The sequence below is a fragment of the Cupriavidus necator A5-1 genome (assembly GCF_000744095.1).
Lineage (GTDB): Bacteria > Pseudomonadota > Gammaproteobacteria > Burkholderiales > Burkholderiaceae > Cupriavidus > Cupriavidus necator_A.
Genome location: NZ_JQLI01000008.1, coordinates 3,461,941 through 3,475,490, shown reverse-complemented (window position 1 = coordinate 3,475,490; position 13,550 = coordinate 3,461,941). Strand labels below are relative to the sequence as shown.

15 protein-coding genes are annotated in these 13,550 nt (G+C 64.9%); all 15 read left to right on the top strand.

From position 1 onward, the window contains the following. Nucleotides 1-28: 28 nt before the first annotated feature. Nucleotides 29-1,261, top strand: coding sequence for a beta-ketoacyl-ACP synthase II (fabF, locus tag K307_RS40180; RefSeq protein ID WP_042886586.1), 1,233 nt, complete (start codon nucleotides 29-31; stop codon nucleotides 1,259-1,261). Nucleotides 1,262-1,313: 52 nt separating this feature from the next. Continuing rightward, entirely contained in the window at nucleotides 1,314-1,787 is a 474-nt protein-coding gene (locus tag K307_RS40175) for a hypothetical protein (RefSeq protein ID WP_230626342.1), read from the top strand. A 109-nt stretch (nucleotides 1,788-1,896) separates the two neighbouring features. After that, the gene (rpoE, locus tag K307_RS40170) at nucleotides 1,897-2,496 is read left to right on the top strand and encodes an RNA polymerase sigma factor RpoE (RefSeq protein WP_012353313.1); all 600 of its coding nucleotides are present in this window, start codon (nucleotides 1,897-1,899) and stop codon (nucleotides 2,494-2,496) included. Between the two features lie 105 nt (nucleotides 2,497-2,601). Then, nucleotides 2,602-3,225: a sigma-E factor negative regulatory protein gene (locus tag K307_RS40165; protein ID WP_042886585.1), complete on the top strand. Its 624-nt coding sequence runs from the start codon at nucleotides 2,602-2,604 to the stop codon at nucleotides 3,223-3,225. Nucleotides 3,226-3,233: 8 nt separating this feature from the next. Next, nucleotides 3,234-4,313: a MucB/RseB C-terminal domain-containing protein gene (locus K307_RS40160; RefSeq protein WP_042888054.1), complete on the top strand. Its 1,080-nt coding sequence runs from the start codon at nucleotides 3,234-3,236 to the stop codon at nucleotides 4,311-4,313. Between the two features lie 132 nt (nucleotides 4,314-4,445). Beyond that, on the top strand, nucleotides 4,446-5,945 hold the full coding sequence (locus tag K307_RS40155) for a DegQ family serine endoprotease (RefSeq protein WP_042886584.1): 1,500 nt from the start codon (nucleotides 4,446-4,448) through the stop codon (nucleotides 5,943-5,945). Nucleotides 5,946-5,963: 18 nt separating this feature from the next. Then, nucleotides 5,964-6,248, top strand: coding sequence for a glutaredoxin family protein (locus K307_RS40150; protein WP_042886583.1), 285 nt, complete (start codon nucleotides 5,964-5,966; stop codon nucleotides 6,246-6,248). 210 nt (nucleotides 6,249-6,458) lie between these two features. Then, nucleotides 6,459-8,252 (top strand): translation elongation factor 4, encoded by a 1,794-nt coding sequence (gene lepA, locus K307_RS40145; protein ID WP_042886582.1) that lies wholly within the window; start codon nucleotides 6,459-6,461, stop codon nucleotides 8,250-8,252. 82 nt (nucleotides 8,253-8,334) lie between these two features. Then, entirely contained in the window at nucleotides 8,335-9,234 is a 900-nt protein-coding gene (lepB, locus tag K307_RS40140) for a signal peptidase I (RefSeq protein ID WP_042886581.1), read from the top strand. Between the two features lie 47 nt (nucleotides 9,235-9,281). Then, a complete protein-coding gene (locus K307_RS40135) occupies nucleotides 9,282-9,692 on the top strand; it encodes a DUF4845 domain-containing protein (protein WP_042886580.1) in 411 nt (136 codons plus the stop codon). A gap of 1 nt (nucleotide 9,693) precedes the next feature. Beyond that, entirely contained in the window at nucleotides 9,694-10,464 is a 771-nt protein-coding gene (gene rnc, locus K307_RS40130) for a ribonuclease III (protein WP_042886579.1), read from the top strand. Then, entirely contained in the window at nucleotides 10,461-11,399 is a 939-nt protein-coding gene (era, locus tag K307_RS40125; RefSeq protein WP_042886578.1) for a GTPase Era, read from the top strand. The genes rnc and era overlap by 4 nt, the downstream gene beginning before the upstream one ends. 7 nt (nucleotides 11,400-11,406) lie before the next feature. Continuing rightward, nucleotides 11,407-12,294 carry a DNA repair protein RecO gene (gene recO / locus K307_RS40120; RefSeq protein ID WP_051975401.1) on the top strand — a complete coding sequence of 296 codons (888 nt, stop codon included), beginning with the start codon at nucleotides 11,407-11,409 and terminating at the stop codon, nucleotides 12,292-12,294. A gap of 43 nt (nucleotides 12,295-12,337) precedes the next feature. Next, nucleotides 12,338-13,120 (top strand): pyridoxine 5'-phosphate synthase, encoded by a 783-nt coding sequence (gene pdxJ, locus K307_RS40115; RefSeq protein ID WP_042886577.1) that lies wholly within the window; start codon nucleotides 12,338-12,340, stop codon nucleotides 13,118-13,120. Beyond that, nucleotides 13,117-13,539 (top strand): holo-ACP synthase, encoded by a 423-nt coding sequence (gene acpS, locus K307_RS40110; protein WP_042886576.1) that lies wholly within the window; start codon nucleotides 13,117-13,119, stop codon nucleotides 13,537-13,539. Before pdxJ ends, acpS begins: the two co-directional genes overlap by 4 nt. Nucleotides 13,540-13,550 lie beyond the last annotated feature (11 nt).

The window sequence follows — 13,550 nt, the reverse complement described above, 5'->3', positions numbered from 1 at the left end:
CCGCTTCATACACCCGTAGGAAAACATAGTGAGCCGTCGTCGCGTCGTCGTCACTGGGCTTGGCCTTGTGTCTCCGGTCGGAAACACGGTTGCCGAAGGTTGGGCCAACCTAGTAGCCGGCAAGTCCGGCATCGCCACCATCACCAAATTCGATCACTCCGCGCTTTCCGTGCACTTCGCCGGTGAAGTGAAGGGCTTCAATCCGGAGGACTACATCCCGGCCAAGGAAGCCCGCAATATGGATGCCTTCATCCATTTCGGCATCGCGGCGGGTACGCAGGCCCTGAAGGACAGCGGCCTGGAAGTGACTGAAGCCAACGCCGAGCGCATCGGCGTGCTGGTCGGTTCGGGCATCGGCGGCCTGCCGATGATCGAAGATACCCACGCCGTGCTGACCGAACGCGGTCCGCGCCGGATTTCGCCGTTCTTCGTGCCGGGCTCGATCATCAACATGATCTCCGGGCACCTGTCGATCATCCACGGCATCAAGGGCCCGAACCTGGCCGCGGTGACGGCCTGCACCACCGGCCTGCACAGCATCGGCCTGGCGGCGCGCTTGATCCAGGCCGGCGATGCCGACGCCATGCTGGCCGGCGGCGCCGAGTCGACCGTGTCGCCGCTGGGCATTGGCGGCTTTGCCGCGGCCCGTGCGCTGTCGACCCGCAACGACGATCCGGCTGCGGCCTCGCGTCCGTGGGACAAGGACCGCGATGGCTTCGTGCTGGGCGAGGGCGCCGGCGTGATGATGCTGGAAGAGTACGAGTCGGCCAAGGCGCGCGGCGCGCGCATCTATGCCGAGCTGATCGGCTTCGGCATGAGCGGCGACGCGTTCCACATGACCGCGCCCAACATGGACGGCCCGCGCCGCTGCATGGTCAATGCGCTGAAGGACGCCGGCATCAACGGCGATGAGGTGCATTACCTGAACGCCCATGGCACCTCCACGCCGCTGGGCGACAAGAACGAATCCGATGCGATCAAGGCCGCGTTCGGCGACCAGGCCTACAAGATGGTGGTGAACTCGACCAAGTCGATGACCGGCCATCTGTTAGGCGGCGCCGGCGGGCTGGAATCGATCTTCACCGTGCTGGCGCTGCACAACCAGGTAGCGCCGCCGACCATCAACATCGACAACCAGGATCCCGAGTGCGACCTGGACTACGTGGCCAACACGGCGCGTGACATGAAGATCGATGTGGCGGTGAAGAATAACTTCGGTTTCGGCGGCACCAACGGCACGCTTGTCTTCCGCCGCGTCTGACCCGTGGCTAAGGCGGGCCCTTCGCGGGCTGCGCCAGGGCAGGGTCCATCCGTTGCGGTGGGCCCTGTTCGTGTTTTGCGCTGGCGAAGTGGCGGCGCTCGGCCTGCTTGCGCTGGCGCTGGCCGATGCGGTCGCCGCCAGCCAGGCGGGCTTTCAATGGCTGCATGCCGCCATGGCGCTCGCACTCGTGCTGGCCAGCGCGGTGACAGCGCGGGCATGGCGGGGCTGGTGGCTTGCCTTGCGCTGGCGCTGTGTGGCCGTGCTGCCAGCCACCGACGGCAGGGGGCCGCTGCGGATCCGGCTGGAAGGGCCGGGCGGTGTCGGGCACGAGACCGTGGTCCGCGCCGGCTGGCACGCCGGTGGTGCTGCTGTCGTGCGTTTCGCTCCCGGCGCGCCCGGGATGCCGGGCGCCATCTTCCTTCCCTGGCAAGCTGCCTCGGCCGACATGGTGCGGCGGTTGCACCGCGCCGCCAGAGTTGCACTGCGGGTGCAACCAGAATCGCCGGGTGGGGAACGATTTTGTTAGCTTGCGGTCACAGGAGGCGCGGCTTCACCGGGCGAGTCCTGAATCGTAGGTAAAATACAACGTTTGTCGTGACGACCAAACCAAGAGATACACTGCAGGTGAGCCATACGTGAGCGAACGCGAAGCCGATCAGCTCCTAGTTGAACGCGTCCAGCAGGGCGATAAGCGGGCCTTTGAACTTCTGGTGACCAAATACCATCGGAAGATCATTCGCCTGATTTCGCGCCTGGTCAGGGACCCCGCCGAAGTCGAGGATGTGGCGCAGGATGCCTTTATCAAGGCATACCGTGCCTTGCCCCAGTTTCGCGGGGAGTCGGCCTTCTATACGTGGCTGTACCGGATCGCCGTCAACACGGCCAAGAATTATTTGGCCACCCAAGGCCGCCGCCCGGAAGCGTCCAGCGATATCGATGCAGAAGAGGCTGAAACTTTTGCGGACGGTGAGCAACTAAGGGATATCAATACGCCGGAGTCGATGCTTCACACGCGCCAGGTCGCCGAGACGGTGAACCGCGCGATGGAAGCACTACCGGAGGAATTGCGGACCGCCATCACGCTGCGCGAGATCGAGGGCCTCAGCTATGAGGAGATCGCCGAAGCGATGGGATGTCCGATCGGCACCGTACGCTCGCGCATCTTCCGTGCGCGCGAGGCGATTGCCGAGAGATTACGCCCGCTGCTGGGAACGGCAGAAGGCAAGCGGTGGTAGTTGAAGAAGAATGTCGTGCGGCCAGCGTTGCAGCCTATTCCTGCATCGATAAGCGACAGAAGTGACGGGATTATCGGTGTTCAATGGAATGTCTTGGGGTGGGAAATGGGTCAGGCTCATAAGCAGTCGGTTCATGTAGTGGAAGCAGCGGAGCAGATCTCCGTACTGATGGACGGCGAACTGTCGCCGCACGAAGTCGATGCCGTGCTGGCCCTCGCGAAAAGCGACACCGGCCTGTCCGACTGGACCGCATACCAGTTGATCGGTGACACGTTGCGCTCGGAAGACCTGACGCACGCGGGCTCCACCGCCGCTTTTCTCGCCAAATTTTCCGCACGCCTGGAAGCCGAGCCGCACGTGCTGGTGCCGGCCGTGGCGCAGGCCAGCGCTCGCCATCGCCTGCTGGTCAGGCCGTCGTGGGTGCGCCGCGTGATGCCGGGTACCGCGATCGCGGCCGCCGTGGCGGCGGTCAGCTGGGTGGTCGTGCCGCAGATGCGCGGCCCCGCCAGCCTGGGCACGCCGGATGCCGTGGTGGCGCGCGCCGACCAGCCCGCGCAGCCGAATGGCATTGTCACCGTGGCGGCGGAAAACACCCAGATGATTCGCGATCCCCGCCTGGACGAATACCTGCGTGCCCATCGCACGTCGGTGGCAACGGATGCTGTCGTTCCGACCATGCGCACGGTTGCCAACGGTGCAAGCTTCTCTCAGGAAAATACGCAGGAATAATGCCGGACATGCATAAAGGATGGTCGCCCGCCTACGTAGCGGGCGCCCAGAAAATCAGGGCCGTGCGTAGGTCCTTTTTTCTGGCCTTGTGTCTGACTGCTGCCGCGGCCACCGCGCAGCCTTCGGACAGTACGCTGAATCGACGCGACGCCACCGCCTGGCTCAACAAGATCCACAAAGCCGCGCAGCGCGAGAATTATGTCGGCACGCTGATCTATCAGCGCGGCAGCGTCATGCATGCGTCGCGCATCCAGCATTACAGCGATCTCGTCCACAACGAATACGAACGCCTGGAAACGCTCGACGGCAAGCCGCGCGAGGTGCTGCGGCAGAACGACGTCGTGCACAGCCTGATCCCCGAGGCCAAGCTGGTGGTGGTGGAGAAGCAGGAAGCCAAGGACCGCTTCCCGGCGCTGCTCGCCACCAACAAGAGCGACGTGCTGGAGCTGTACGACATGCGCAAGATGCCCGCGGAGCGGGTCGCGGGCATGGAGTGCGAGGTCTTTGCGCTGGAACCGCACGATGCCGCGCGCTACGCGGTGCGGCTGTGGGCCGAGAAGAGTTCCGGCCTGCTGATGCGTGCGCAGACCATCGGCGACGGCGGCAAGGTGCTGGAGCAGGTCGCGTTCTCGCAGGTGCAGATCGGCGTGCCGTCGGAGAAGCAGCGCATTCTCAGCGCGATCAAGAGTGCCAGCAGCTGGAACCACTACGAGGTCAATTACCAGCCGACCAATATCGCCGACGAGGGCTGGTCGATCGCGGTGCCGCTGAAGGGCTTCCAGAAGATTCGCGAAGTCCGCCGCCCGCTGGGCGAGCTGCGCGCATCGGCGCAGAACAACGGCCGCAGCCAGGTTTTCGAAGTGCTGCAGATTGTCTACAGCGACGGGCTCACCGGCCTGTCGATCTTTATCGAGCCGGTTTCCGAGCAACGTGTGCGCCGCGAAGGCGTGGCCGCGCTCGGGGCGACCCAGGTCGTGGTGCGCCGGATCTCCGATTTCTGGATTACCGTGGTGGGCGAGGTGCCGGCGAGCACCGTCAAGCAGTTTGCGACAGCCGTGGAATACCGCCCGCCCAAGGCGGTACACTAAGCCAAACGCAGGTGCAGCCGGCGCCGCGGGACCCTCCGTCCCCAGTGCCGGCTCCATGAAACCTGTGCAGGGGTCCCCGCCAAAGGATCACATCCAGCTTTACCTTCTTTCCCTGAATCCCGGGAGTTGTCGATGACTTTCAGATCTCCAGCCCTGGCGCGGGCCATGGTCATGGCTGCCATGTTGGTGCTCGGCCCGACCGTGGCCGAAGTCAGCCATGCCCAGGCTGCCGCCGCCAACTACAACCTGCCCGATTTCACTGACCTGGTGGAAAAGGCGAGCCCGGCCGTGGTCAATATCCGCACCACGGAGCGCGTGCGCCAGCGCAGCGGCGCGCCCGGCGACGATGACGAGATGGCCGAATTCTTCCGCCGCTTCTTCGGCGTGCCCATGCCCGGCGCGCCGGCGCCCGGCACCCCTCCGCGCCGCGGCCAGCCGCAGCCGCAGCCGCCGCAGCAGGAAGAGCAGAGTCGCGGCGTGGGCTCGGGCTTCATCATCAGCCAGGACGGCTATGTGATGACCAACGCGCACGTGGTGGCCGATGCCGAAACCATCTACGTGACCCTGCCGGACAAGCGCGAGTTCAAGGCCAAGCTGATCGGCTCGGACAAGCGCACCGACGTCGCGCTGCTGAAGATCGAGGCCAGCGGCCTGCCGCGCCTGCCACTGGGCGATTCCGACAAGGTCCGCGCCGGTGAATGGGTGCTGGCGATCGGCTCGCCGTTCGGGCTGGACAACAGCGTCACCGCCGGCATCGTCTCGGCCAAGGGCCGCGACACCGGCGACTACTTGCCGTTCATCCAGACCGACGTGGCGGTCAACCCGGGCAACTCCGGCGGTCCGCTGATCAACCTGCGCGGCGAAGTGATCGGTATCAACTCGCAGATCTACAGCCGCAGCGGTGGCTATATGGGCATCTCGTTCGCGATCCCGATCGACGAGGCGATGCGCGTGTCCGAGCAGCTCAAGACCGCTGGGCGCGTGACGCGCGGCCGCATCGCCGTGGCGATCGGCGATGTCACTAAGGAAGTGGCCGATTCGCTGGGTCTGGGCCGTGCGCGCGGCGCGCTGGTCGGCAGCGTGGAGCCGGGCGGTCCGGCCGAGAAGGCGGGCATCGAGGCCGGCGACATCATCCTGAAGTTCAACGGCCGCGATATCGAACGCGCTTCGGACCTGCCGCGCCTGGTGGGCGATACCAAGCCGGGCACGCGCGTGCCGCTGCAGCTGTGGCGCAAGGGCGGGACCCGCGAGGTCACCATCACCGTCACCGAGCTGGAGCCGGACGGCAAGGCCCGCGCCAGCAGCAGCGCCAAGCCCAAGGACGAGGGCGCGCAGGCGAGCAAGCCCAACGCCCTGGGGCTGGTGGTCAACGACCTGCCCGACGCACGCCTGAAGGAGCTCAAGCTCAAGTCCGGCGTGGAGGTCGAGTTGGCCGACGGCCCGGCGGCGCGTGCCGGCATCCGTCCGGGCGACATCATCCTGCGCCTGGGCGACACCGACGTGACCAACGCGCGCCAGTTCAACGAGCTGGTGCGCAGCCTGGACAAGAGCCGGATCGCCGCGGTGTTCGTGCGGCGCGGCGACGCCACCCAGGTACTGACGCTGCGTCCGGGCGCTACGTCCGCCCGCTGATCGACACCTGGATCCGGTATGCCTGCGCTGACGCTGTACGGCCGGGCATACTGCCACCTGTGCGATGACATGAAGGTCGCGCTGGAACTGCTCCGGCGCGATTTTTCTTTCGAACTGCATGAAGTGGATGTCGATGCCGATCCCGGCCTCGAAGACCGCTTCGGCGAACTGGTGCCGGTACTGATGCCCGGCACGCCGGCCGAGCTGGAAGGGAAGGCGACGCAGCTTTGCCACTATTTCCTTGACGAAGCAGCGGTGAGGGTGTGGCTTGCCGCACATGGCGCCGCCAACGCCAGCCGCTGACGGACGCTGACAGCGGCCGGCAGCCGTGCAGCGCGACCATTTCACGACCCGGAAGCCGTTGAAAATCCGGTAAAATTCCAGATTGGCGCAAAAATTGCACCTCCAAACCTTGCGGCACGCCCGCGCACGCCTCGCGGCGCGCGGCGCCGGGCCGTTCACGAACGCTTGAAGCTGCCTGGGCCCTCTTGCCGGCGCTCCCCTGAAGACTAGATGGACCATATTCGTAATTTTTCGATCATTGCCCACATCGACCATGGGAAGTCCACCCTGGCCGACCGGATCATTCAGCTTTGTGGAGGGCTGTCGGATCGGGAGATGGAAGCGCAGGTCCTCGATTCGATGGATATCGAAAAGGAGCGCGGCATCACCATCAAGGCGCAGACCGCCGCACTCAGCTACAAGGCGCGCGACGGCCAGGTCTACAACCTGAACCTGATCGACACGCCGGGACACGTCGACTTCAGCTATGAAGTGAGCCGCTCGCTGTCGGCCTGCGAAGGTGCGCTGCTGGTGGTCGACGCCTCGCAGGGCGTCGAGGCGCAGACCGTGGCCAACTGCTACACCGCGATCGAGCTGGGCGTGGAAGTGGTGCCGGTGCTGAACAAGATCGACCTGCCGCAGGCCGATCCCGACAACGCGATCCAGGAAATCGAGGACGTGATCGGCATCGACGCGCAGGACGCCACGCCGTGCTCGGCCAAGACCGGCCAGGGCGTGCAGGACGTGATCGAGGCCCTGATCGCCAAGGTGCCGCCGCCCAAGGGCGACGCCAACGCGCCGCTGCAGGCGCTGATCATCGATTCGTGGTTCGACAACTACGTCGGTGTGGTGATGCTGGTGCGGGTGGTCAACGGTACGCTGCGCCCAAAGGACAAGGTACTGCTGATGGCCAACGGCTCGCAGCACCTGGTCGAGCAGGTGGGCGTGTTCACGCCGAAGTCGATTCCCCGCGATGCACTGACGGCGGGCGAGGTGGGCTTCGTCATCGCCGGCATCAAGGAGCTGAAGGCGGCCAAGGTCGGCGACACCATTACCACCGTGCAACGCAAGGCAGAGGGGCCGCTGCCAGGCTTCAAGGAGGTCAAGCCGCAGGTGTTCGCCGGCCTGTACCCGGTTGAGGCCAACCAGTACGAGGCGCTGCGGGAATCGCTGGAAAAGCTGCGCCTGAACGACGCTTCGCTGATGTTCGAACCGGAAGTTTCGCAGGCGCTGGGCTTCGGCTTCCGCTGCGGCTTCCTGGGCCTGTTGCACATGGAAATCGTGCAGGAGCGCCTGGAGCGCGAATTCGATATGGATTTGATCACCACCGCGCCGACGGTGGTCTATCAGGTCGAGATGCGCGACGGCACCATGGTCACGGTGGAAAACCCGGCCAAGATGCCCGACCCAAGCAAGATCGAGGCGATCCTGGAACCGATCGTCACGGTCAACCTGTACATGCCGCAGGAATATGTCGGCTCGGTGATCACGCTGTGCACGCAGAAGCGCGGCACGCAGATCAATATGAGCTACCACGGCAAGCAGGTGCAGCTGACCTACGAGATCCCGATGGCGGAAATCGTGCTGGATTTCTTCGACCGCCTGAAGTCGGTATCGCGCGGTTATGCGTCGATGGATTACGAGTTCAAGGAATATCGCCCGTCCGACGTGGTCAAGGTCGACATCCTGATCAACAGCGACAAGGTCGATGCGCTGTCGGTGATCGTGCACCGGTCCAACTCGCAATACCGTGGGCGCGAAGTGGCGGCGAAAATGCGAGAGATCATTCCGCGCCAGATGTACGACGTGGCGATCCAGGCCGCGATCGGCTCGAATATCATTGCCCGCGAAAACGTCAAGGCACTGCGCAAGAACGTGCTGGCCAAGTGCTACGGCGGCGATATTTCGCGCAAGAAGAAGCTGCTGGAAAAGCAGAAGGCCGGCAAGAAGCGCATGAAGCAGGTGGGTACGGTCGAGATTCCGCAGGAGGCCTTCCTGGCCATCCTGCAGGTGGACGACAAGTAAATCGCGTGTGGGCGTGGCCGCAGTCGCGCCCGGTCGCCAATAACAAAGGCTGTACCAGGATTTCCAAGAACCAGAAGCCGTCATGAATTTTGCACTGATCCTTTTTGTGCTGGTGGTGATTACGGGCGTCGCATGGGTAGCGGACAAGCTCGTGTTCGAGCGGCAGCGCCGCTCTTCGGCGCGGCTGGCGCTGGCGGAATTCGATTCGCGCCAGGGCGACCTGCAGGGCCGCTTCCGCGCCGCGGATGCGGATGCCACGCGCAAGCGCCTGGCCGAGGAAAAGCTGCGCCAGCCGTGGTGGCTGGAGTATTCGGCCAGCTTCTTCCCGGTGATCCTGGCGGTGTTCGTGCTGCGCTCGTTCGTGGTCGAGCCGTTCAAGATCCCGTCCGGCTCGATGATCCCGACGCTGCTGATCGGCGACTTCATCCTGGTCAACAAGTACGAGTACGGCATCCGCCTGCCGGTGGTGAACAAGAAGGTGATGGAGGTGCGCGAGCCCCAGCGCGGCGACGTGATGGTGTTCCGGTACCCGAAGGACCAGTCGCTCGATTACATCAAGCGTGTCATCGGCGTGCCGGGCGACGTGGTGCAGTATTCCAACAAGCGCCTGACCATCAACGGCAAGCCGGCGGAATACACTGTGCTGCCCGACTTCCTGGACGAGGAGCGGCTGGCCTATTCCAAGCATTTCCGCGAGAAGCTGCCGGGCAGCGTCGATCATGGCATCCTGAACGACGTTGACCGCCCGGCGTTCGTGGCGGGCGCGGACCCGGATTTTCCGTACCGCGAGAACTGCACATACAATCAGCTAGGTGTGACTTGCAAGGTACCTGCGGGTCACTATTTCGTCATGGGTGACAACCGGGACAACAGCCTCGACTCCCGTTACTGGGGGTTCGTGCCGGACCAGAATATCGTCGGCAAGGCGTTCGTGATCTGGATGAACCTGGGCAATTTCGGACGCGTGGGATCGTTTAAATAAGAATCTCCGCGGCGCAAGAACACTCAACACAAAACGAGGGAAGCGCGATGGGTCGATTGAGGAAGGTGGGGGAAATGGTTCCGGCTTTGCGCGGGGCATACCGGGGGCAGCGGGCCCGGGCGGGCGGTTTTTCCGTCTGGACGCTGCTGGTGATCGTGGTGTTCGTGATCGGCGTGGCCCTGCCCGCCGTGCGCTCGATCCCCAGCCTGGTGGAGTATTTTTCGGTCAAGCGCGCGGCCACTTATGCGAAGCAGCGCGCAGTGAACAAGCGCGAAGTGGTCGAGTATTTTGACAAACAGGCAATCATCGACCGGATTGCCGCAGTAAAAGGCGAAGACCTGCTGATCCGCGAGGACGACAATGGCGCCATCCAGTCGGTCGATTTTTCGTACCGGACCGAAGTGCCCGTCTACGGACCCCTGAGTCTTCTGATCACCTATTCGGGAACGCAGCACTGATATGAACTTCGACGCCTTGCAGCAACGACTCGGCTACCGATTCAGCAAGCCCGAATTGCTGCAACAGGCGCTGACGCACCGCAGCCACAGCGCCCAGCACAACGAACGCCTTGAATTCCTGGGCGATTCGGTGCTCAACTGCGCCGTGGCCGACATGCTCTATGGCATGTTCGGCAAGCTCGACGAGGGCGACCTGTCGCGCGTGCGGGCCAACCTCGTCAAGCAGCAGGCCCTGTACGAGATCGCCCAGATGCTGCAGCTGTCCGACACGCTGCGCCTGGGCGAGGGCGAACTGAAGAGCGGTGGCTTCCGCCGTCCGTCCATCCTCGCCGACGCGCTCGAAGCCATCGTCGGTGCGGTGTTCCTCGACGCCGGCTTCGACGCCGCGCGCGCGCTGATCCGCAAGCTCTATATCCCGATCCTGGAGCAGGTCGATCCGCGCACGCTAGGCAAGGACGCTAAGACCCTGCTGCAGGAATACCTGCAGGGCCACAAGATCGCCCTGCCGCAATATAACGTAATCGCCACACACGGGGCCGCGCACAGCCAGCAGTTTGAAGTCGAGTGCACGGTGCCTAAACTGGAAGTCCGGGTGTTCGGCACTGGCGCCTCGCGGCGCGCGGCCGAGCAGGCTGCCGCCAAGCTGGCACTGGACGAGGTCCAGAAGCTGGTGCCGCAGCTGCTCAAGCGCAGCCGCGCCGAGCGTACCGGCAAGACCCGCAAGCAACCCGTGCCGCAGGACCCACAGCTGTCTCTCAGGTTGAAGGAATGACCGAATCTACCCATCCGCAGCAAGACGCGGCGGATACCCCGGCCGCGGCGTTTCGCTGCGGCACCGTGGCCATCGTCGGCCGCCCCAACGTGGGCAAGTCCACGCTGATGAACGCGCTGGTCGGCCAGAAGATCAGCATCACCTCGCGCAAGGCGCAGACCACGCGGCACCGCATCGTCGGCATCCAGACCACGGATGACGCGCAGTATGTGTTCGTCGATACGCCAGGCTTCCAGACCCGCCATGCCAGCGCGCTGAACCGCTCGCTGAACCGCGCGGTCACGTCGACGCTGTCGTCGGTGGACCTGATCCTGTTCGTGGTCGAGGCCGGCTACTACGGCGCCGACGACGAGAAGGTGCTGTCGCTGCTGCCGACGAACACACCGGTGCTGCTGATCGCCAACAAGCTCGACCGCGTTACCGGCGAGAACCGCTCGGAAGTGATGATGCCCTTCCTGGAAAAGATGGGGCAGCTGTTCCCGTTCCGCGAAGTGGTGCCGATGACGGCCAAGACCCGCGACCATATCGCGCGCCTGTTCGACATCATCCGGCCCTACCTGCCGGAAGGCGAGCCGATGTACGACGCCGACGCGATGACCGATCGCAGCGAGCGCTTCCTGGCTTCCGAGATCATCCGCGAAAAGGTGTTCCGCTGGACCGGCGACGAACTGCCGTACACCAGCACCGTGGTGATCGACAAGTTCGAGACGGAAGGGCGCCTGCGCCGCGTCTTTGCCACCATCCTGGTCGAGCGCGACGCGCACAAGGCCATGATCATCGGCAACAAGGGCAGCAAGCTCAAGCAGATCTCCACCGAGGCGCGCCTCGACATGGAAAAGCTGTTCGACGGCAAGGTCTACCTCGAGATGTGGATCAAGGTGAAGAGCGGCTGGGCCGACAACGAAGCAGGGCTGCGGGCTTACGGCTACGAGTGAGCAACCGGTGAGCAAGACGGCTGACATCGCGCGCGCGCCGGCGCCCCGCGCCCGCCGCGCCGACCCCGTGGTCGACGAGGCGGCCGAACTGCTCGACAGCAAGGCGCTGCCCGGCATGGCCGATGCGGCCGCGCGCGCGATGATGGACCGCGCCATGCGCATCGTGCCGGCGCGCCCCGAGTCGCGCGTGGCCGACCAGCCCGGCTTCGTGCTGCACGCCTGGCCCTACCGCGAGACCAGCTTGATCCTCGACGTCTTCACGCGCGACCACGGCCGCATGTCGATGGTGGCCAAGGGCGCCAAGCGCCCGCATTCGGCGCTGCGCGCGGTGCTGCAGCATTTCCACCCGGTTTCGGTATCGTGGAGCGGGCGCGGCGAGGTCAAGACGCTGACCAGGGCCGAATGGGTTGGCGGCATGCCGCCGCTGGACGGCGATGCGCTGTTGTCGGCGTTCTACCTGAATGAATTGCTGATGCGCTTCTGTCCACGGGAAGACGCGCATCCCACACTGTTCCGCCATTACCTGACGACGCTGACGCGGCTCGCGCACGGCGAGCCTGCGGGCCTTGTGCTGCGCAGCTTCGAACGCGTATTGCTGCAGGAGACCGGCTTCGCGGTGGCCTTCGACCAGTGCCTGAGCACCGGCGAGCGCGTCCAGCCGGGACTGGACTACGTCTACCAGCCCGAGCGCGGCGTGCGCCGCGCGCAGCCGAGCGATCCGTCATCGTGGCCGGTGGTGTCGGGACAGACGCTGCTCGACATGGCGCAGGACGATTACAGCCGCGCGCAGACCGCGGCGCAAAGCCGGGCGCTGATGCGTTTCCTGCTGCATTATTATCTGCAAGGCGCGCCGCTGAAGACGCGCCAGATACTGATCGACCTGCAGTATCTCTGAACGATACAAGCACACACTCCGAATCACTCCTGCACCTGCTCGCATGATCTTCCACGCAAATCCGGGCGTCATCGACCTTGGCGTCAATATCGACCACGTCGCCACGCTGCGCAATGCGCGCGGCACCGTCTATCCCGATCCCATCCGTGCCGCTCTGCAGGCGGAAGAGGCCGGCGCCGACCTGATCACGCTGCACCTGCGCGAAGACCGCCGCCATATCCGCGATGCCGACGTGCGCGCGCTGCGCCCGCAACTGGCTACACGCATGAACCTGGAATGCGCGATCACGCAGGAAATGCTCGACATCGCCTGCGAGATCCGTCCGCAGGACGTGTGCCTGGTGCCCGAGCGCCGCGAGGAGGTGACCACCGAGGGCGGCCTCGACGTGGCCGGCCGCTTCGAGCAGGTCAAGGCTGCCTGCGCGCAGCTGGCGGGCGTCGGTATCCGCGTGTCGCTGTTCATCGATGCCAACCCTGACCAGATCGCCGCCGCAGCTGCCTGCGGCGCGCCGGTGATCGAGCTGCATACCGGCGCCTACGCCGACGCGCACACGCCGGACGAGCTGGCCATCGAATACCGTCGCATCGCCGACGGCGTCGACGCCGGCATGAAGCATGGCCTGGTGGTCAACGCCGGCCATGGCCTGCACTACACCAATGTGCAGCCGATCGCCGCGCTGCCTGGCATCAAGGAACTCAACATCGGCCATGCGATCGTGGCCCATGCGGTGTTCGCCGGCTGGCAGAACGCCGTGCGCGAGATGAAGGCCATCATGGTGGCCGCACGCCTGGGCACGCGCTATCCCGCCGCGAGCGAGCCGGCGTGATCTACGGCGTCGGCACCGATATCATCCAGATCGCCCGCGTGCAGGGCGTGATGGAACGCACCAACGGCCGCTTTGCCGAAAAGGTGCTCGGCCCCAATGAGCTGGCCAAGTACCACGCGCGCAAGGCACGCTCGGAGAAACGCGGGCTCGCCTTCCTGGCCACGCGCTTCGCCGCCAAGGAAGCTTTCTCCAAGGCGATCGGCCGGGGCATGCACTGGCCGATGACGTGGCGCGCGATGGAACTGATGAACCTGCCCTCCGGCGAGCCGACGCCGGTGTGCCACGGCGAACTCGCCGCATGGCTGGCGGAACGCGGGATCACCGTGCGGGTCAGTGTCAGTGACGAACACGACTATGCGGTCGCCTTCGCGATAGCCGAGCGTACGGACGCGCCGGCTTCCCAACCTACAGCTTTGTGAATTTAACAACT